This window comes from Burkholderia singularis (genome assembly GCF_900176645.1).
Lineage (GTDB): Bacteria > Pseudomonadota > Gammaproteobacteria > Burkholderiales > Burkholderiaceae > Burkholderia > Burkholderia singularis.
This window is the reverse complement of the sequence record NZ_FXAN01000062.1, coordinates 29225-48636: the sequence shown is the minus strand read 5'-3', so window position 1 is coordinate 48636 and position 19412 is coordinate 29225. Positions and strand designations below refer to the sequence as shown.

Here is a 19412-nt window from a genome sequence, read left to right as displayed (position 1 = left end):
GGCGGGCAGGGCGGCGCGGCAGACTCGCCCGCGACGCCGGGCCGCAGGCGGGCGGCCCAATCCGCATCGAAGCCGGCCGCGGCATCGCCGGCTTCGGCTTTACCCGTCGCCGCTGCTGGCGTCACCGACGACGGCGTCGCCAGCACCACCGTTGGCGTCACCGCTGCCACCACCGCCACTGACGCGTCCACCGCGTCCACCGCGTCCACCGCGAAAGCGGCCGCCAAAACCGCATCGAAACCGCTCAAGACCGCCGACAAGCTCGCGAAGCTCGGCCTCACGCGCTCGATCGACCTCGTGCTGCATCTGCCGATGCGCTACGAGGACGAAACGGCCCTCACGCCGATCGGCGAGTTGTTGCCTGGAGAAACCGCGCAGACCGAAGGCGTCGTGTTCGACAACGAAGTCACTTACCGGCCGCGCCGCCAACTCGTCGTGAAGCTGCGCGACGACGACGGCGCGCAGCTCGTGCTGCGCTTTCTGAACTTTTACGGCTCGCAGGCGAGCCAGATGGCGACCGGGCGCCGGCTGCGCGTGCGCGGCGACGTGCGCGGCGGCTTCTTCGGCCTGGAGATGGTGCATCCGGCGGTGAAGGTCGTCGATGCCGACACGCCGCTGCCGCAGGCGCTGACACCCGTTTATCCGAGCACGGCAGGCGTGTCGCAGGCGTATCTGCGCAAGGCGATCGACAACGCGCTCGAGCGCACGCCGTTGCCGGAAATCTTGCCGCCCGAGATCGAGCGCGAGTATCTGAGGCCGCTTGGCGTGCCGTCGCTCGCGAACGCCGTGAAAATCCTGCATCATCCGCGCGCCGATTCGGACGAAGCCGCGCTGATGGACGGCTCGCATCCCGCGTGGACCCGCATCAAGTTCGACGAACTGCTCGCGCAGCAGTTGTCGCTCAAGCGCGCGCACGAGGAGCGCCGCACGCGCGCCGCACCCTCGATGCCGCGTCGCGCGCGCGACGCTTCGACCCCGGATGCGGCGTCGCTGTCCGCGCGTCTGTACGCGACGCTGCCGTTCGCGCTGACGGCGGCGCAGGAGCGCGTCGTCGCCGAGATCGCGCGCGATCTGACCGAGCCGCACCCGATGCAGCGGCTGCTGCAAGGCGATGTCGGCAGCGGCAAGACGGTGGTCGCGGCGCTTGCCGCCGCGCAGGCGATCGACGCCGGCTATCAAGCCGCGCTGATGGCGCCGACCGAGATTCTCGCCGAGCAGCACGCGCGCAAGCTGCGCGGCTGGCTCGAGCCGCTCGGCGTGTCGGTCGCGTGGCTCGCGGGCAGCCTGAAGGCGAAGGACAAACGCGCGGCGATCGAGGCGGCCGCGCTCGGCACTGCGCAGCTCGTGATCGGCACGCACGCGATTATCCAGGATACGGTCGAGTTCGCGCGGCTCGGCCTCGTGATCGTCGACGAACAGCATCGCTTCGGCGTCGAGCAGCGGCTCGCGCTGCGTGCGAAGGCGGCCAATGCGGCAGACGGCGCGACGGGCTTCCAGCCGCATCAGCTGATGATGTCGGCCACGCCGATTCCGCGCACGCTCGCGATGACGTATTACGCGGATCTCGACGTGTCGACGATCGACGAACTGCCGCCCGGGCGCACGCCCGTTCTCACGCGGCTCGTCTCCGATGCGCGGCGCGACGAAGTGATCGGCCGCGTGCGCGAGGCGGCGCTCGCGGGGCGGCAGGTGTACTGGGTGTGTCCGCTGATCGAGGAGAGCGAGACGCTGCAGTTGCAAACGGCAGTCGAAACCTACGAAACGCTCGCCGCCGCGCTGCCCGAGTTGAAGGTGGGCCTGGTCCACGGCCGTCTGCCGCCCGCCGACAAGGCGGCCGTGATGGACGCGTTCTCGCGCAACGACGTGCAGCTGCTCGTCGCGACCACGGTGATCGAGGTCGGCGTCGACGTGCCGAACGCGTCGCTCATGGTCATCGAGCACGCGGAGCGCTTCGGGCTTGCGCAGTTGCATCAGTTGCGCGGGCGGGTCGGGCGCGGCACGGCGGCTTCGGTGTGCGTGCTGATGTACAGCGGGCCGCTGTCGATCGCGGGCCGCGCGCGGCTCAAGACGATGCGCGAGACGACCGACGGCTTCGAGATCGCCCGCCGCGATCTCGAGATCCGCGGGCCTGGCGAGTTTCTCGGCGCGCGCCAGTCGGGCGCGGCGATGCTGCGCTTTGCCGATCTGGAGCACGACGGCTGGCTGATCGAACCGGCGCGGGAAGTGGCGGCGCGGCTCATCGCGGGCTATCCGGACGTCGTCGCGCAGCATCTCGCGCGCTGGCTCGGCGCGCGCGAGCAGTATCTGAAAGCCTGAGCGCGCGGGCGAAGCGGCGCGATGCGGCAGCGTGTCTTATGCACAGAGGTTGGCGAATCGGCCCAATCGGTGTATAAATTTAATCTATCGTCACGAAACAATTGATTAACTCACGATGACGCTTACCGAATTGAAATACATCGTCGCGGTCGCCCGCGAACGGCATTTTGGCCGGGCTGCCGAAGCGTGCTTTGTCAGCCAGCCGACGTTGTCGGTGGCGATCAAGAAGCTCGAGGACGAATTGAACGTGCAAATCTTCGAGCGCGGCGCGAGCGAAGTGAGCGTGACGCCGGTTGGCGACCAGATCGTCACGCAGGCGCAGCGCGTGCTCGAACAGACGTTCGCGATCAAGGAAATCGCCAAGCAGGGCAAAGACCCGCTCGTCGGGCCGTTCAGGCTCGGCGTGATCTATACGATCGGGCCGTACCTGCTGCCGACGCTCGTCAAGCAGATGATCCGCAGCGTCCCGCAGATGCCGCTGATGCTGCAGGAGAACTACACGCTGAAGCTGCTCGAACTGTTGAAGCAGGGCGAGATCGATGCGGCGATCATGGCGTTGCCGTTTCCCGAGACGGGCCTGACGGTGCGGCCGTTGTACGACGAGCCGTTCGTCGTCGCGCTGCCGGCGGGGCACCCGTGGGAGAAGCGCCGCAAGATCGACCCGGCCGATCTGAAGCAGGAGACGATGCTGCTGCTCGGCAGCGGCCATTGCTTTCGCGACCACGTGCTCGGCGTGTGTCCGGAGCTGATGCACTTCTCGCAGACGGCCGACGGTATCCAGAAGACCTTCGAGGGCTCGTCGCTCGAAACGATCCGCCACATGGTGGCAAGCGGCGTGGGGATCACGGTGTTGCCGCGGATGTCGGTCGCGCAGCTCGGCCCTCATGGCAGCGGCGCGGACGCCGATCTGTTGTCCTATGTGCCGTTCGACGAACCGGTTCCTGACCGGCGCGTCGTGCTCGCGTGGCGCAAGAGTTTCACGCGGATGCCGGCGATCGACGCGATCAGCGATGCGATCAGCGCGTGCGCGTTGCCCGGCGTGGCAAAGCTCGACATTCCGGCGACGGTCAACTGAGCGCCGTTATAGCGGCCGGCGAACCGGGGCGTGCCCCGGTTTAGTTTTGTCTATTAAATAGATAAATTTAATCAAAACAAAAAATCGATAGATAAATATAAAATCAGTCCGTAGGCTGTCCGGGCCGACGGGCGCTGACGCGCCGCGGCCGAAGCCGCTCGGCATGCGCTTAGGCCGTTGCCGACACACCGGCGCGGCCGAGGTCGGATTTGCCGCTCTCGCGACTCGCCGCGGCGGCGCAGGCAGCCGGATCGAACGATGCGCGCCGGCATGCGCCAACGCGGGACATCGTTCCGTATGCGAAGGAGATGAATATGAACCCATCGACGCTCGACTGGCGGGCAGTAGTCCGTCGCCCGCCTGCGATTCAATCCCGTGCGCTTGCCGCCGCCGTGGTGCGCCGCCTGATCGGTTTCGCGATTGCGGGCAGCGGCGCGGCCGCATTGATCGCGCAGCTCGCCCGGCATTTCGGCTGACGCCCGCCACGCCGGTTTTGCGCAATGGCGCGGGACCGGTTCTACGTTAAACTCGGCGGGACAGCGTGCTTCAGGCGCGCGGCGCGCTCGAGCCGCCGCTGCCGCGTGCCGTGCCGGTTCCATTCACATCGACAAGGAGTCAGCGATATGGTCAAGAAAGGAAACGCTACCCAGATCAACATCGGCATCAGCGACAAGGATCGCAAGAAGATCGCGGAAGGGCTCTCGCGCCTGCTCGCCGATACCTACACGCTGTATCTGAAGACGCACAATTTCCACTGGAACGTAACCGGCCCGATGTTCAACACGCTGCATCTGATGTTCGAGGAGCAGTACAACGAACTATGGCTTGCCGTCGATCTCGTCGCCGAGCGGATTCGCACGCTCGGCGTCGTCGCGCCCGGCACGTATCGCGAGTTCGCGAAGCTGTCGTCGATTCCGGAGGCTGACGGAGTGCCGGCCGCCGACGAGATGATCCGCCAGCTCGTCGAAGGGCATGAGGCCGTGGTGCGCACCGCGCGTGCAATCTTCCCGGCCGCCGAGGCCGCGAGCGACGAGCCGACCGCCGATCTGCTGACTCAACGCCTGCAGACGCATGAAAAGACCGCGTGGATGCTGCGTTCGCTGCTTGCGTGACAGCCGGCCGGGGTTGAGTGCGCGAGCCCGCTTTCGATCGATTCGGTGCGGTCGTTGCCCGGCAAAGTTTTAGAATGCAACACATCGATCACGATGCGCGCGGCCCGGTGCCGCGTATTTCGGTCCCCATTTCTTCGACAGCATGGCCCGACGTAAAGATATGAGTGCCGACGCGTGCCCCGTCGCGCGCGCGGTGGACGCGATCGGCGACCGTTGGTCGCTGATGATCGTGCGTGACGCGTTCGACGGCATGCGCCGCTTCGGCGAATTCCAGCGCAATCTCGGCATCGCCCGCAACATGCTGGCCGACCGGCTGAAGATGCTGGTCGACGAGGGCGTGCTCGAATCGGCGCCTGCGTCCGACGGCTCCGCGTATCAGGAATACGTGCTGACGGACAAGGGGCGGGCGCTTTTTCCGGTGGTTGTCGCATTGCGGCAATGGGGCGAATCGCATCTGTACGGGGCCCATGAGACGCATTCGCAGCTTGTCGACCGGCGCAGCGGCCGGCCGGTCGCGGTGATGACGCCACGCACGCAAGGCGGCCGCGTGCTGCGGCCGGAGGATGCGATCGTCGATCACGAGGCGGCGGCGCGTTAGCCGGCGGGGCGGTTTCGCGCGTGCCGCCGAGCGTCAGCCGCCACGCGCGGGTTCGCTTTTGAGCTTCGCCTATCCTGGCGCGTCCATCCGGCTGCGCCGGCAGCCGCGTTTTTGCGGCAAATCCCGCCCGGTTCTACAATGCCGGAGTTATGTTCGACAGCGCCCCGCGCGCTTGCCCGATGCTTGCCCGTTTTCCCCTTTATTTGCGGCTGATCCGGATGGACAAGCCGATCGGCAGCCTGTTGCTGCTGTGGCCGACGCTCAACGCGCTGTGGATCGCGTCGGACGGCCGCCCGTCGCCATCGCTCGTCGTGATCTTCGTGATCGGTACGATCCTGATGCGCTCGGCCGGCTGCGCGATCAACGATTATGCTGACCGCGATTTCGATCGCCACGTGAAGCGCACCGCCGAGCGGCCGCTCACGTCGGGCAAGATCCATGCATGGGAAGCCGTGGCGATCGCCGTGGGCCTGGCACTCGTATCGTTCCTGCTGATCCTGCCGCTCAATGCGCTGACGAAAGAGCTATCGGTCGTGGCCGTGTTCGTGGCGGCGACCTATCCGTTCATGAAGCGTTTCTTCGCGATTCCGCAGGCTTATCTCGGCATCGCGTTCGGCTTCGGTATTCCGATGGCGTTCGCGGCCGTGCTGGACGAGGTGCCGGCCATCGCGTGGGTGATGCTGGCCGCGAACGTGTTCTGGGCGGTCGCATATGACACGGCTTACGCGATGGTCGATCGCGACGACGACATCAAGATCGGCATGCGCACGTCGGCGATCACGTTCGGCCGCTTCGACGTGCTGGCGATCATGCTGTGCTATGCGGCGATGCTCGGCATCTACGCGTGGCTCGGCGCTGCGCTGCGCCTGGGGGCGTTCTACTGGGCGGGGTGGGCGGCGGCGGCCGGCTGCGCGGCCTATCACTACACGCTGATCAAGGACCGCGAGCGGATGTCGTGCTTCGCGGCGTTCAGGCACAACAACTGGCTGGGCGGCGCGCTGTTCGCCGGGATTGCCGCGCATTACGCGGCGGCCGCGCTGTGACGGCCGGCCTCGTCTGACGCACTCGCCGGCGCCGCGCGGCGCGTCAGGCTAGGCTGCGCAACAGCTCGATCAGCGCGGTGCCGGCAGCCTCGAGCGGGCCGGAATTGTCGATCGCCGTGAGCGCGGTGCCGGCCGGCACCGTCCATTCGACGCTGCGCGCGAGCCGCGCGTCGATCTCGTCGGCCGTTCGCTCATGCTTGTGTCTCGTCGCGACCGGCAGCCGGTTCGGGCTGCCCGCCGAACGGCACGCGCTTGTACAGCACGAACGGCGCGCCCGGCTCAGGCTCGACGAACAGCGCGGCGTGATCGACGGGCAACGGCCCGAGCGGCGCGGCCGCCGCGCGCCACCAGTCGATCAGCGCGTCGCGCTCGGCGGGGTCGGCGAGCGAATCGGACAGGGTCATATGAAACCGGTATTCGTCGAGCACGTAAGGATATCCCCAGGCGTCCAGCAGCGCGCGCTGGCGCGCGCTCAGCGGCGCGGCGCGGCGTTTTTCGCGCTCCGCATCGGATGGCGGGCGGCGCAGCGGCGCGAACGCATGGAGCGCGCTCGCCGCGAGTGCTCGCAGCTTCGCGTCGCCGTGTTCGGTCGCGGGCCGCAGCGCGACGAACGAGCCGAGCGCCGCGATGTCGACTGCGACGCAGAACGGCGCGCAGTCGCGCGCCCAGCGGGCGGCCGCGGCGACGAGACCGTCGGGCGTGACGCCGGTTCGCAACGCGAATGGCGCGACGAGCGTTGCGTGCCAGCCATAGCGGCGCGGCGCGAGCGTCAGCGCCTCGACGCGCCGCGCGAGCGCGGTCGGTTGCGGCGGCGTGAGCGCCGTGCCGTCCTCGGGGTCGCGGCCGAGCCATGCGCAGCCTGCTTGCCACCATGCGGATGTGCGCGGCGGCGCATAGTAGATCGCAAAGCGCGCGTGTTCGGACCATGCGCGAGCGTGCGCATGGCCGGCGGGCTCAACGCGCATGGCCGGGCGCCGTGTCGTTTTCGACCAGCAATTGCACGCGGTCCGCGGCGAAATAGGTCGTGCCGTATTTGATCGGCGTGCCGTCGAGATCGACGTCGACGTTTTCGACCCACAGCACGGGCTGCTGCTTGTTGACGTTCAGACGCCGCGCGATCGACGCGTCGGGCAGCACGCTGCCGATGCGGCTCCATTTGCGCAGATAGTCGGTGACGCCGTATTCGGCGAGCGCGTCGGTGATGCGCTCGTGCCGATCGAGCACGGCGGGCAGCTCCGCGAAGCGGGCGGCCGGGTAGACGCTTTTCGCGTAGGTGAGCGCGACGCCATCCGCTTCGTGTATCGACTCGATCCGGTACACGTAAGCGGCCGCGCGCAGGCCGAGCGCGCGCGCGGCCGCTGGATCGGCCTTCACGCGCTCGGCCGACAGCATGCGGCCGGTTGCCGATTGGTGATGGCGGTTCAGGTTCTCGGTAAAGCGCGTGCGGCGGCCGATCGTGTAATCGATCGCACCCGGCTGGACGAACGTGCCGCGGCCCTGTTCGACGCTGACGAGCCCGGATGCGGCCAGGCCGAGCATCGCGCGCCGCACCGTATGCCGGTTGACGTCGAAACGCTTCGCAAGCTCGCCCTCGCTCGGCAGCCGTCCGTTTTCGCCGAAGCCGTTCGCGGCGATTTCCGCGGCGAGAATCTGCTCGATCTGCCGCCAGACCGAGACGCCGCTGCCGCGCTCGAGCGGCGAATCCTGGACGGAAGGGTCGGCGGATGTCATGGTGCTGTCATTCCTTTGCGTTCCAATTACTGTCTTCGCCGCATTGTAGTGCGCGGCCGACGGCAATTCGATGAATCATGCCGGCTAATTTGCATCGCCTCGTTTTACATCAAGACGTCTAGACGTTTAGACAAATAGATGGTTAAATCAGGCAACCGATTCGCCGACATCAAGCATTGATGCATTGAGCAGCCGATCACGACGGAGCTTCGATGACGACATCCTCCGCTTCTCCTTCGTTCGCCGCGCGGCGCGATTGGCTCGCGTTGCTGGCGGGCATGCCCCGCGACGAACTCGAGCGCTCGCTCGAGCAGGCGCTTGCCGGTGCGCCGGCGCCTGGATACGACTGGCTGCGCCCGCCCGAGACCGGGCTTGCGATGGTGCGCGGCCGCATCGGTGGCACGGGCGATCCGTTCAATCTCGGCGAGGCGAGCGTCACGCGCGCGGTGCTGCGGCTCGCGCACGACGGCGCGCCCATGGTGCTCGGCATCGCGTATCAGTTGGGCCGCGACAAGCGCCGCGCGGAACTGGCCGCGCTTGCCGATGCGCTGCTGCAATTGCCGGCGTACCGCGCGCGCGTCGAAGCGCAGGTGATTGCGCCATATCGCGCGCGGCTGGCTCAACGGCGCGCAGCCCGCGCGCGCGACGCCGCGGCCACGCGCGTCGAATTTTTCACGATGGTGCGGGGCGATTGAAGATGGCCGATATGCCGATTTCCCTGACCGACGTTGCGCCGGGTTTCGCCGATCCGGTGCACGACACGCAGCGTGCGTTCCGTGCGCTGCTCGACGCGCTCGCGCGACCAGGTACGACGGGCCGCATCGCGCCCGCGCGCGCCGATGCGTCGCGGCCGGTACGCGCGGCGCCTGCGGCATTCGCGGCATTGCTCGCACTGTGCGATTACTCGACGCCGGTTTTTCTCGGCACGCCGGACGCCGCACTCGCGTCGGCCCTGCGCTTTCATACCGGCGCGCCGATCATCGACGATCCATACGCCGCGCAGTTCGCGTATATCGACGATCCCGCCGCGCTGCTGCCGCTGCATCGCTTTTCGAGCGGTGTCGCGCAGGCGCCCGAGCAGGCGGTCACCCTGTTCGTGCGCGCTGCGTCGCTGACGGGCGGCACGCCGCTGACGCTGCGCGGACCAGGCATCCGGCATGCGTGCACGATCGCGCCCGCAGGCCTGCCTGCCGCGTTCTGGCGCGAGCGCGCCGAATTCGCGCCGCATTTTCCTTGTGGCATCGATTGTTATCTCGTGTGCGGCGACACGTGCATCGGCCTGCCGCGCACGACGCACGTGGAGGCGCACTGATGTATGTCGCGGTGAAAGGCGGCGAACGTGCGATCGAGGCATCGTGGCGTTTGCTGGACAAAGCGCGGCGCGGCGATCCGGCGGTGCCGGAGCTGAGCGTCACGCAGATTCGCGAGCAGCAGCGTCTTGCGGTCGCGCGCGTGATGACGGAAGGCGCGCTGTACGACGAAACGCTGGCGGCGCTCGCGATCAAGCAGGCGGCGGGCGATCTCGTCGAGGCGATATTTCTGCTGCGCGCGTACCGCACGACGCTGCCGCGCTTCGGCTATACGTTGCCGATCGATACGGGCGCGATGCGGCTCGACCGACGGATTTCCGCCACGTTCAAGGACGTGCCGGGCGGACAGCTGCTCGGCCCGACTTATGACTACACGCAACGCTTGCTCGACTTCGCGCTGCTCGCCGAATACGCCGAATACGCCGAATACGCCGAACACGCCGAACACGCCGAACACGCCGAACACGCCGAACACGCCGAACACGCCGAACACGCCGAACACGCCGAACACGCCGAACACGCCGAGACGCCCGCGCCCGGCGCACGAACGGCATGCGCTGAAACCCCGCAGTCGCTCGGCGTCACGCAGCCGGCGCCGCGCATCGTCACGCTGCTGAACGACGAGGGGCTGATCGAGCAGGAGCGGCCGACGCCCGGCGCGCCGGAGCCGGGCGATCTGTCGCGCGAGCCGCTCGCGTTTCCCGCGGATCGCGCCACGCGGTTGCAGAATCTCGCGCGTGGCGACGAAGGCTTCCTGCTGGCGATGGGCTATGCGACGCAGCGAGGCTATGGCAACACGCATCCGTTTGCGGGCGAGCTGCGCTATGGGACAGTCGCCGTCGAGATGCCGCTCGACGAATTGGGTGGCGAGGCGATCGAAATCGGCGAGATCGACGTGACCGAATGCCAGATGATCAATCAATTCGCAGGCGGCGACGGCGAACCGCCGCGCTTCACGCAGGGCTACGGCCTCGCGTTCGGTCACGCCGAGCGCAAGGCGATCGCGATGGCGCTGATCGATCGCGCGCTGCGCGCGCCCGAGCTTGGCGAAGGCGTGACGCAGCCGCCGCAGGATCAGGAGTTCGTGCTGGCGCATAGCGATAACGTCGAAGCGTCCGGCTTCGTCCAGCATCTGAAGCTGCCGCACTATGTCGATTTTCAGTCCGAGCTGGAGCTCGTGCGCCGGATGCGTGCGCAACATGCGACGCATGCGGCGCGTGCGAACGGAAATGAACCGCACGCCGCCGCGCCGCGTGCGGCGCAGGAGGACTCATCGCGATGAACGCACCTGATCCGGCTTGCACGGGCATGTCGAACACGATGAACGCGGCACACGACGCAGGCGCGGACGCCGCCTCCGGCTACAACTTCGCGTACCTCGACGAACAGACCAAGCGAATGATCCGCCGCGCGCTGCTCAAGGCCGTCGCGGTGCCCGGTTATCAAGTGCCGTTCGCATCGCGCGAGATGCCGCTGCCGTTCGGCTGGGGCACGGGCGGCATCCAGGTGACGGCCGCGCTGATCGGCACGGGCGATACACTGAAAGTCATCGATCAGGGCTGCGACGCGACGACGAACGCGGTCAACATCCGCCGCTTCTTCGCGCGCTGCGCGGGCGTGGCGACGACAACCAGAACGGCCGACGCGTCGATCATCCAGACGCGTCACCGCATACCGGAAACGCCGTTGACCGAGCGGCAGATCCTGGTCTACCAAGTGCCGATGCCCGAGCCGCTCTTCAGGCTCGAGCCGCGCACGACCGAGTGCGCGAAGCTGCACGCGTTCGCCGATTACGGGCTGATGCATGTGCGGCTGTACGAAGACCTCGTGCGCCACGGCCGCATCGCGACGACATACAACTATCCGGTGATCGTCAACGACCGCTATCTGATGTCGCCGTCGCCGATTCCGAAATTCGACAACCCCAAGCTGCACATGAACCCTGCGCTGCAACTGTTCGGCGCGGGGCGCGAGCGGCGCATCTACGCGATCGCGCCGTATACGAAAGTCGTGAGTCTCGATTTCGACGATCATCCGTTCGAAATCCAACGCTGGGACGCCGCATGCGCGCTGTGCGGCTCGCGCGAAAGCTTTCTCGACGAAATGATCGTCGACGATCACGGCACGCGCCGTTTCGTCTGCTCGGACAGCGACTACTGCGAAAGCCGGCGTGGCGGCGATGCGGCGCAATCCGTCGACGCCGGCGCTGGCGGCATCGGCGGTGCCGATAAGCGGCCGCCGCCGCGCGCCGGCATCGGGCAGCCGGCCGGAGATACAGCATGACGCCGCTATTGAGCGCGCGCGGTCTGACGAAACGTTTTGGTGGACGCAACGGTTTCGTGAACGCGAGCTTCGAACTGTGTCCGGGCGAGGTGCTGTGCATCGTCGGCGAATCGGGATCGGGCAAGACGACGCTGCTGAACGTGCTGTCGCTGCGAACCGCCGCGGATGCGGGCACGCTGCATTACACGGGCCGCGACGGTGCGCGCGTCGATCTGTTCGCGCTCGCCGAGCCGCAGCGGCGGCATCTGATGCGCACCGAGTGGGGCTTCGTCACGCAGAATCCGCGCGACGGGCTGCGCGCCGACGTCTCGGCCGGCGCGAACATCGGCGAGCCGCTGATGGCGCTCGGCGCACGCCATTACGGGCGGCTGCGCGCGAGCGCCGCCGATTGGATGGCGCGCGTCGAGCTGCAAGCGCAGCGCCTCGACGATCTGCCGTCGACGTTCTCGGGCGGCATGCAGCAGCGTTTGCAGATCGCACGCAATCTCGTGACGCAGCCGCGCCTCGTGTTCATGGACGAGCCGACGGCGGGCCTGGACGTATCGGTGCAGGCGAGGCTGCTCGACTTGCTGCGCACGCTGACGTCGACATTGTCGCTGTCGATGCTGATCGTCACGCACGACATCGGCGTCGCGCGGCTGCTCGCGCATCGGCTGATGGTGATGCAGCGCGGCGAGATCGTCGAAGCGGGGCTGACCGATCAGGTGCTCGACGATCCGCAACATCCTTATACGCAGATGCTCGTCTCGTCCGTGTTACCGGTATGAGGTTCGCCATGCCAATGATCGAATCGTTTGCGCCCGCGCGCGCATTCGCCGGCAATGCCGCGCTGATGTTGCACGCACACGGCGTGTCCAAGATTTTTACGCTGCACGGGCAGGGCGGCATGACGATCGACGCGCTGTCACAAGTGTCGATCGACGTCTGCGCAGGCGAATGCGTCGCGCTGACGGGGCCGTCCGGCGCGGGCAAGAGCACGCTGCTGCGATGCATGTACGGCAATTATCTGGCGAGCGCCGGGGCGATCGCGGTGCGCACGGGGCCGCGCGCGGGCGATCATGTGGTGCTGACTCACGTTGGCGCGCACGACGTGATCCGCTTGCGGCGCGACGTGATCGGCTACGTCAGCCAATTCCTGCGGGCGATTCCGCGCGTGCCCGCGCTCGCGCTGGTGGCCGCGCCGCTCATTGCGCGCGGCGTGGCCGAGCGCGACGCGGCCGAGCGCGCGGCGAGCGTGCTCGCGCGCCTGAACGTGCCCGAGCGTCTATGGCCGCTTGCGCCCGCGACGTTCTCCGGCGGCGAGCAGCAGCGCGTGAACATCGCGCGCGGGCTGATTGCCGAGCAGCCGATCCTGTTGCTCGACGAACCCACCGCGTCGCTCGATGCCGACAATCGCGACGTCGTCGCCGAGCTGATCGTCGACGCGCGGCGGCGCGGCACCGCGATCGTCGGCATCTTCCACGACGACGCGATGCGCGAGCGGGTCGCGACGCGTTGTTTCGAATTGCGTGCGCCGTCGCGGCGCGCGGCGTGATGTTCCGTCATCAAACGATGCTTCCATCGGAGCGAGCGATGTTGATTACCAATGCGCGTGTCGTCACGCGCGACGACGTCTTCGTCGGCACCGTGCAGCTCGCGGGCGGCGCGATTCGCGCGGTGTCGCGCGGTACGACCGCCGCGCGCGACGCGCAAGACTGGGGCGGCGATTATCTGTTGCCGGGGCTCGTCGAGATGCACACGGACAATCTCGAAAAACATCTCGCGCCGCGCCCGGGCGTGTATTGGGATATCGATGCGGCCTTCGTCACGCACGACGCGCAGATCGCGGCGGCGGGAATCACGACCGTATTCGACGCGCTCGCGATCGGCACGCGGTTGAACGTCGGCGTGCGCGGCCGCGACGTGCAAACGCGCTGCGCGGAAGCGATCGAGCGTTTTGCGAGCGACGCTCTGCTGCGCGCCGAGCACTTCCTGCATTTGCGTTGCGAAGTGGCGACCGGCGATGTCGTCGACGTGTTCGACGCGTTGGCGCAGCACCCGCGCCTGCGGCTCGCATCGGTGATGGATCACACGCCGGGGCAGCGACAGTGGCAGGACCCGCAGCAATGGCGCCGCTATCAGGAGCGGCACAAGACGTGGACGGACGAGGAAGCCGCGACGGCGCTCGCCGAGCTTGCCGACGAGCAGCAGCGTTACGCCGACGCTCACCGGCGCGCGATCGTCGCGCGTTGTCAGGCGCTCGGCGTGCCCGTCGCGAGTCACGACGACACGCTCGTTGAGCATGTCGAGCAGGCCGCGGCCGAAGGGATCGCGCTTGCCGAGTTTCCGACCACGTTCGCCGCGGCCGAGGCGGCGCGCGCGCGGGGCATCGCGACGATCATGGGCGCGCCGAATCTGGTGCGCGGCGGCTCGCACTCGGGCAACGTGTCGGCGCTGGCGCTCGCGCAGGCCGGGCTGCTCGACATCCTGTCGTCGGATTACGTGCCGTCGAGCCTGTTGAGCGCGGCGTTCGACCTCACGTACAAGGCCGGCTGGAGCTTGCCGCGCGCGATCGCGACGGTGTCGCTCGAGCCGGCGCGCAAGACGGGGCTGACCGATCGCGGCGAGATCGCGCCGGGGCTGCGCGCGGATTTCGTGCGCGTCGCGATGCAGCGCACGTTGCCGGTGCCTCGCGCCACGTATGTCGCCGGGCAGCGGGTGGCATGAGCGCGGGCGGGTTCGGCGTCGGATATGGCTGCGCACGCGCATGGGACAGGAAACCCGACGCGGCTCCGTCGCGCCACTGGCCCGGTTCCGCGCGGCGCGGCTTGCTGTTCACGCTTTGCGCGCGGCGTGGCACACGCGTCGTTGATGACGGCCTGTTAGCCGTGCCTACGCGCGAACGGCCGCGTGCGCGTCGCGCCGTGCCCGCGCCACGGGGGGTTGTGCGGCGTCGCGCCACATTATCCCGCGCCGCCGGTGAGCGCGCTTTCACAACCGGCGAGTATGCGCGTCCTTCTACGGTAGCTCTATGTGACTATCGGACGGAGGACACAAGATGGCCGTTATCGAATACGTGCTGGACTATTACGCCCTGCTTGAAAGCATGATTCCGGAGCGCGCGGGCGAATCGACCAGCATTCCAGACGAAATCGTGAGTGAGCCCGGCATCTACGTGGTGATAAACGGGAATGAGGCTTACGTCGGCGTGTCGAAAGACGTCAGGAAACGGTTTCAGCAGCGGCAGGGCGCTTGTTTCGAGCTGTGTATTCCGCGCGACGCGCTCCGGGGCGCGCAGGTTTATATCGGATCAGTGCGATACCACAATCACGGGGCGACGGCATGGGAATACGAGCAGCGCTATAACGGCAACCGCACCACCATTTTTCTCGACGGCCATCCGTACGATTACGAGCACATGTTGATCCGGGCGTTCCCGGAGATGCACCCCGACACCCAGATGACGAACAGCAGAAAAACCCATTCCGTCAGGAACCGGGGAAGGCATCCGATCGAAATCAAATTCGTGCCGTTTCCGGATACCGAATCCGAAGAAAACAAGTCGTATAGGCTCAAAGCCGGCGGAAAGCTTTGATAAACGGCTGTCACACGCATCGAATGTGGCGGGCAATCGCCTTCAGCGCCGGCGCGCGACGCGTATCGACGGTCTTGGCCCGTACTGGATGAGTAACGGAGCGGCGATTACGTGTCGCACCGGTGAACTGCGGGGGGGCGCCGCGAGCCAAGCGTCTGAGCGCGCGGCTCGCGGCATGCGCATCGCATCCCGCCGGCGCTGCCGACGCATCACGCGCCGCCGAGTTCGTCTCCCATCTCCTTTGCGCGCGCATTCGCGGCGAGCACGCCGCGCACGATCGCCTGCTTGACGTCCTGCGCGTCGAACGATGCGAGTGCGGCGGCCGTCGTGCCGCCCTTCGAGGTCACGCGTTCACGCAACACGCTCGCCGGCTCGCCGGACTGCGCGGCAAGCTGCGCCGCGCCCGTGAACGTCGCGACGGCGAGTGCGCGGCCTTGCTCGTCGTTCATTCCGAGCTGGCGCGCCGCTTCCTGCAGCGCTTCGATGAAGTAGAACACGTAGGCCGGGCCGCTGCCCGAAATCGCGGTGACCGCGTCGAGTCGCGCTTCGTCGTCGAACCATATCGTCTCGCCGACCGCGCCGAGCACCTTCGAGGCGAGTTCGCGCCCCGCCGCGTCGACGCCCGGTAGCGCGGCGAGTCCCGTCACGCCCATGCCGACGAGCGCCGGCGTATTCGGCATCGTGCGCACCACGCGCGCATAGCCGCCCAGCCAGCGCGACAGGTCCGCGCCGCGAATGCCGGCCGCGATGCTGATGACCAACTGCGTCGACAGGTGCGGCGCGAGCGCGGCCGCGACGTCCTTGAGCACTTGCGGCTTGACCGCGAGCACGATCGCGTCGTAGCCGGCGAGCGCGGCGTCGATTGCGGCGGCCGTGCGCACGCCGAATTGGGCTTGCGCGCGCTGGCGCGCGTCTTCGTTGACGTCCACTGCAAGCAGGTCGGGCGCCACGGCGCCGCGTTTGACGAGTCCGCCGATCAGCGCAGCAGCCATATTGCCGCCGCCGATGAATGCAATTTTCATGATGATGGAGCCGGTAACAGAAAGAAAAAAAGGCGGCGGATTCAGTGCGAGTAGTCGCGCGTACCGAAGATCGCCGTGCCGATCCGCACGATCGTCGCGCCTTCGGCGACCGCGGCTTCGAGATCGGCCGACATGCCCATCGACAGCGTATCGAGTGCGAACCCGTCCGCGCGCAGCCGCTCGAACAGCGCACGCAGCGCGCGATGCGGCGCGCGCTGCGCGTCGGAATCGCCGGCGGGCTCGGGAATCGCCATCAGGCCGCGCAGCCGCAGCGCGGGCAGCGTGGTGACCGCGCGCGCGAGCGCGGCCGCATCGTCGGGCGGCACGCCGCTTTTCGACGCCTCGCCGCTGATATTCACCTGCACGCACACGTTGAGCGGCGGCAGGTGCGCGGGCCGCTGCTCCGCGAGGCGCTGGGCGATCTTCAGCCGGTCGATCGTATGCACCCAGTCGAAGCGCTCGGCGACGGCGCGCGTCTTGTTCGATTGCAGCGGCCCGATGAAATGCCATTCGAGCGCGGCGCGCAAATCGGCGAGCGCGTCGATCTTGTCGATCGATTCCTGCACGTAGTTCTCGCCGAATGCGCGCTGGCCGGCGGCATGCGCGGCGCGCACGGCGTCGGCGGGGAATGTCTTCGACACGGCGACGAGCGTGACCGAATCCGGCTCACGGCCGGCCGCGCGCGCGGCGCTGTCGATGCGGCGATGAACGGAGGCGAGACGGGAGGCGAGATCGGACATGGCAGAACGAACGGAACGTGGCGCGCGCCGGGCAGCGTGCCGAGGCGCGCGGGGAATGCGGGAATTATACGGACATGCGGGCGCAGCGGGCCGACGCGCGGCGGCGATTGCCGGATGCGCATGTCGGCGGCGATCAGATGATCGATACTGCGTGCGAATGACGAATGACGAATGACGAATGACGAATGACGAATGACGAATGACGAATGACGAATGACGAATGACGAATGACGAGTTTCCGCCCGCGCTCATTCATGCAGCAGCGTATCCACGAGTTGCACCCAATGCACGACAGGCACCTGCGTACCGCTTTGCAAATGCGCGATACAGCCGATGTTCGCCGATACGATCATTTGCGGCTCGGTTGCCTGCAGCTTCGCGATTTTCTGTTTGCGCAGCTTGTAAGCGAGCGACGGTTGCGTGAGCGAGTAGGTGCCGGCCGAGCCGCAGCATAGATGACTGTCGGCGGGCAAATGGACTTCGATGCCCAGGGACTCGAGCAGACGTTCGACGTGCCCGCGCAATTGCTGGCCATGCTGCAACGTGCAGGGCGGATGGTAGGCGACGGTGTGGATGCCGCGCCGCCGCGCGAGCGCGGCCAGTTCGGGCTCGAAGTTGCCGAGCAGCTCGGAAAGATCCTTCGTCAGCTCGACGATGCGGCGCGCCTTGTCGGCATACGCCGGGTCGCCGCGCAGCAGGTGCGCGTATTCGAGCACCGTCGCGCCGCACCCCGACGCGTTCATGACGATCGCCTCGACGCCGCGCTCGACGTGCGGCCACCATGCGTCGATATTGCGGCGCGCGTCGTGCAGCGCTTCGTCGTGAAAGCCCAGATGCAGCCGGATCGCGCCGCAGCAGCCAGCCTCGGGCGCGATGACGGTTTCAATGCCGAGCGCGTCGAGCACGCGCGCGGTCGCGATATTGATGTTCGGCATCATCGACGGCTGTACGCAGCCGGCGAGCATCAACACCTTGCGCGCGTGCGGCGCGCTCGGCCACGCGAGCAGGCGTGCGCGCGGCGGCACCTTGTCGCGCAGCCGCCTGGGCAGCAGCGGCCGCACGTGCTGGCCGAGCCGCATCATCGGCGCGAACACTGCCGCGTTCGGCACGAAGCTCGCGAGCGCGCGCCGCAGCAGCCGTTGCGACAGCGTGCGGGGCACCTTCGTCTCGACGATCTTGCGGCCGATCTCGACGAGCCGGCCGTACTGCACGCCCGACGGGCAGGTCGTCTCGCAGCTGCGGCACGTGAGGCAGCGGTCCAGGTGCTGCTGCGTGCTGCGCGTGACGCTCGCGCCTTCGAGCATCTGCTTGATCAGGTAGATGCGTCCGCGCGGGCCGTCGAGTTCGTCGCCGAGCATTTGATAGGTCGGGCAGGTTGCGGTGCAGAAGCCGCAGTGCACGCATTTGCGCAGTATCGCATCGGCATCGTCGCCATCGGGCGTGTCGCGGATGAACTCGGCGAGATTCGTCTGCATGCCGGCCTCAGAGATCGGAATAGAGCCGGCCGCGGTTGAATACGCGCGCCGGATCGAATGCAGCCTTCAGGCCGCGATGGATTTTCATCAGCGGCGCGGGCAGCGGCGTAAAGGTGCCCGCGCTGCGGTCGTAGCTGCCGCTCGAGCGGAACAGCGTCGCGTGGCCGCCTGCCTGTTTCGCGCTCATGCGCACCGTCTGCGCGTCGGCGTCGGTGATCCACCAGCGCTGCGCGCCGCCCCATTCCATCATTTGCAAGCCGGGCAGGTGCAGCGGCTCGGTGATCGACGGCAGCGACAAGCGCCATAGCGCATGGCCGGGCGCGAGCGACGCGAAGAACGGATCGCTCTGCTCGCGCACCCCTTCCCAGAAACGCTCGGCCTCGACCGCGTCCACCGCTTCGCCGCCAAGCGCGGTTTTCGCACTCTTGACCGCGGCTTGCGCGCCGGACAGACGCAGCACCAGCGTGTCGTAGCGCCACGCGCTCGCGGACAGCGGAAACGGGCGGCCAGCCCATTCGTTGAGCTTACGAACCGCGTCGGTCGCGTTCATGTCGAACTTCAGCGTGACTTCGGTGGCGGGCAGCGGCAACACCTTGATCGACACCTCGAGCATCAGGCCGAGCGTGCCGAGCGCGCCCGCCATCAGCCGCGATACGTCATAGCCCGCGACGTTCTTCACCACTTGCCCGCCGAATCGCAGCACGTCGCCGCGCCCGTCGAGCAGCGTGACGCCGAGCATGAAATCGCGCGGCGCGCCGGTGCTCGCGCGGCGCGGGCCGGCGAGGCCCGTCGCGATCGCGCCGCCGATCGTCGCGCCGCGGCCGAAGTGGGGCGGCTCGAACGGCAGCATTTGGCCGCATTCGCCGAGCGCCGCTTCGATCTCGCAAAGCGGCGTGCCCGTGCGCGCGGTGACGACAAGTTCGGCGGGGTCATACGACACGATGCCTTGGTATGCGCGGGTGTCGAGAATCTCGCCGTCGAGCGCCTGGCCATACCAATCCTTCGTGCCGCCGCCGCGGATTCGCAGCGCCTGGCGGTTTGCCGCGGCCTCGCGGATGCGCGCCGCCCAGTCGGCGACGATATCGTCCTGTTCCATCGCGTATCGGTGCGTTGATCGTTCGGTCGATTCTACC

General features: G+C 67.6%; 20 protein-coding genes and 1 pseudogene. 14 read left to right on the top strand and 7 right to left on the bottom strand.

Features of this window, described 5'->3' with window-relative positions; translation table 11 throughout:
• The 6 genes from recG to ubiA form a co-directional block, all read left to right on the top strand.
• Positions 1-2316 (top strand): ATP-dependent DNA helicase RecG (gene recG / locus BSIN_RS13850; RefSeq protein WP_256583794.1); only part of this gene is annotated, 2316 nt, incomplete at its 5' end.
• A 115-nt stretch (positions 2317-2431) separates the two neighbouring features.
• Positions 2432-3391, top strand: a complete 960-nt coding sequence (locus BSIN_RS13845; RefSeq protein ID WP_089340942.1) for a hydrogen peroxide-inducible genes activator — start codon at positions 2432-2434, stop codon at positions 3389-3391.
• Positions 3392-3705: 314 nt separating this feature from the next.
• Positions 3706-3867 carry a hypothetical protein gene (locus BSIN_RS25835; protein ID WP_159935979.1) on the top strand — a complete coding sequence of 54 codons (162 nt, stop codon included), beginning with the start codon at positions 3706-3708 and terminating at the stop codon, positions 3865-3867.
• A 147-nt stretch (positions 3868-4014) separates the two neighbouring features.
• Positions 4015-4503, top strand: a complete 489-nt coding sequence (gene dpsA, locus BSIN_RS13835) for a non-specific DNA-binding protein DpsA (protein ID WP_059516036.1) — start codon at positions 4015-4017, stop codon at positions 4501-4503.
• A gap of 142 nt (positions 4504-4645) precedes the next feature.
• Positions 4646-5101: a winged helix-turn-helix transcriptional regulator gene (locus tag BSIN_RS13830; RefSeq protein WP_059516038.1), complete on the top strand. Its 456-nt coding sequence runs from the start codon at positions 4646-4648 to the stop codon at positions 5099-5101.
• 179 nt (positions 5102-5280) lie between these two features.
• The gene (gene ubiA, locus BSIN_RS13825; RefSeq protein WP_059516139.1) at positions 5281-6144 is read left to right on the top strand and encodes a 4-hydroxybenzoate octaprenyltransferase; all 864 of its coding nucleotides are present in this window, start codon (positions 5281-5283) and stop codon (positions 6142-6144) included.
• 43 nt (positions 6145-6187) lie between these two features.
• On the opposite strand, the pseudogene BSIN_RS13820 reads toward ubiA, so the two are convergent.
• The 3 genes and pseudogenes from BSIN_RS13820 to phnF form a co-directional block, all read right to left on the bottom strand.
• A pseudogene (locus tag BSIN_RS13820) lies at positions 6188-6334 on the bottom strand (phosphonate metabolism protein/1,5-bisphosphokinase (PRPP-forming) PhnN); the annotation flags it as partial.
• Position 6335: 1 nt separating this feature from the next.
• Positions 6336-7109: a DUF1045 domain-containing protein gene (locus BSIN_RS13815; RefSeq protein ID WP_089340941.1), complete on the bottom strand. Its 774-nt coding sequence runs from the start codon at positions 7107-7109 to the stop codon at positions 6336-6338.
• Positions 7099-7875 (bottom strand): phosphonate metabolism transcriptional regulator PhnF, encoded by a 777-nt coding sequence (phnF, locus tag BSIN_RS13810; protein ID WP_069233817.1) that lies wholly within the window; start codon positions 7873-7875, stop codon positions 7099-7101. The genes BSIN_RS13815 and phnF overlap by 11 nt, the downstream gene beginning before the upstream one ends.
• A gap of 212 nt (positions 7876-8087) precedes the next feature.
• Here phnF and phnG point away from each other — a divergent pair, with 212 nt between their 5' ends.
• The 8 genes from phnG (at position 8088) to BSIN_RS13770 (ending at position 15042) form a co-directional block, all read left to right on the top strand.
• The gene (gene phnG, locus BSIN_RS13805) at positions 8088-8570 is read left to right on the top strand and encodes a phosphonate C-P lyase system protein PhnG (protein ID WP_089340940.1); all 483 of its coding nucleotides are present in this window, start codon (positions 8088-8090) and stop codon (positions 8568-8570) included.
• 2 nt (positions 8571-8572) lie between these two features.
• Positions 8573-9187: a phosphonate C-P lyase system protein PhnH gene (gene phnH / locus BSIN_RS13800; protein ID WP_089340939.1), complete on the top strand. Its 615-nt coding sequence runs from the start codon at positions 8573-8575 to the stop codon at positions 9185-9187.
• Complete coding sequence (locus tag BSIN_RS13795; RefSeq protein WP_089340945.1) at positions 9187-10467, top strand: carbon-phosphorus lyase complex subunit; 1281 nt, start codon at positions 9187-9189, stop codon at positions 10465-10467. Before phnH ends, BSIN_RS13795 begins: the two co-directional genes overlap by 1 nt.
• A complete protein-coding gene (locus BSIN_RS13790) occupies positions 10464-11468 on the top strand; it encodes an alpha-D-ribose 1-methylphosphonate 5-phosphate C-P-lyase PhnJ (protein ID WP_173678684.1) in 1005 nt (334 codons plus the stop codon). The genes BSIN_RS13795 and BSIN_RS13790 overlap by 4 nt, the downstream gene beginning before the upstream one ends.
• On the top strand, positions 11465-12235 hold the full coding sequence (gene phnK, locus BSIN_RS13785; RefSeq protein WP_089340937.1) for a phosphonate C-P lyase system protein PhnK: 771 nt from the start codon (positions 11465-11467) through the stop codon (positions 12233-12235). The genes BSIN_RS13790 and phnK overlap by 4 nt, the downstream gene beginning before the upstream one ends.
• A complete protein-coding gene (phnL, locus tag BSIN_RS13780; RefSeq protein ID WP_089340936.1) occupies positions 12232-13002 on the top strand; it encodes a phosphonate C-P lyase system protein PhnL in 771 nt (256 codons plus the stop codon). Before phnK ends, phnL begins: the two co-directional genes overlap by 4 nt.
• A 38-nt stretch (positions 13003-13040) precedes the next feature.
• A complete protein-coding gene (locus tag BSIN_RS13775) occupies positions 13041-14174 on the top strand; it encodes an alpha-D-ribose 1-methylphosphonate 5-triphosphate diphosphatase (protein WP_089340944.1) in 1134 nt (377 codons plus the stop codon).
• Between the two features lie 331 nt (positions 14175-14505).
• On the top strand, positions 14506-15042 hold the full coding sequence (locus BSIN_RS13770) for an RNA-binding protein (RefSeq protein ID WP_069233823.1): 537 nt from the start codon (positions 14506-14508) through the stop codon (positions 15040-15042).
• Positions 15043-15251: 209 nt separating this feature from the next.
• Here BSIN_RS13770 and proC read toward each other — a convergent pair whose 3' ends face one another.
• From proC to glcE, 4 genes are all read right to left on the bottom strand, one after another.
• Entirely contained in the window at positions 15252-16064 is an 813-nt protein-coding gene (gene proC / locus BSIN_RS13765; RefSeq protein ID WP_089340935.1) for a pyrroline-5-carboxylate reductase, read from the bottom strand.
• 41 nt (positions 16065-16105) lie between these two features.
• Positions 16106-16804 (bottom strand): YggS family pyridoxal phosphate-dependent enzyme, encoded by a 699-nt coding sequence (locus BSIN_RS13760; protein WP_089340934.1) that lies wholly within the window; start codon positions 16802-16804, stop codon positions 16106-16108.
• Between the two features lie 248 nt (positions 16805-17052).
• A complete protein-coding gene (gene glcF / locus BSIN_RS13755) occupies positions 17053-18279 on the bottom strand; it encodes a glycolate oxidase subunit GlcF (protein WP_059512936.1) in 1227 nt (408 codons plus the stop codon).
• Between the two features lie 7 nt (positions 18280-18286).
• Positions 18287-19375, bottom strand: a complete 1089-nt coding sequence (gene glcE, locus BSIN_RS13750; protein ID WP_089340933.1) for a glycolate oxidase subunit GlcE — start codon at positions 19373-19375, stop codon at positions 18287-18289.
• Between the last annotated feature and the right edge of the window lie 37 nt (positions 19376-19412).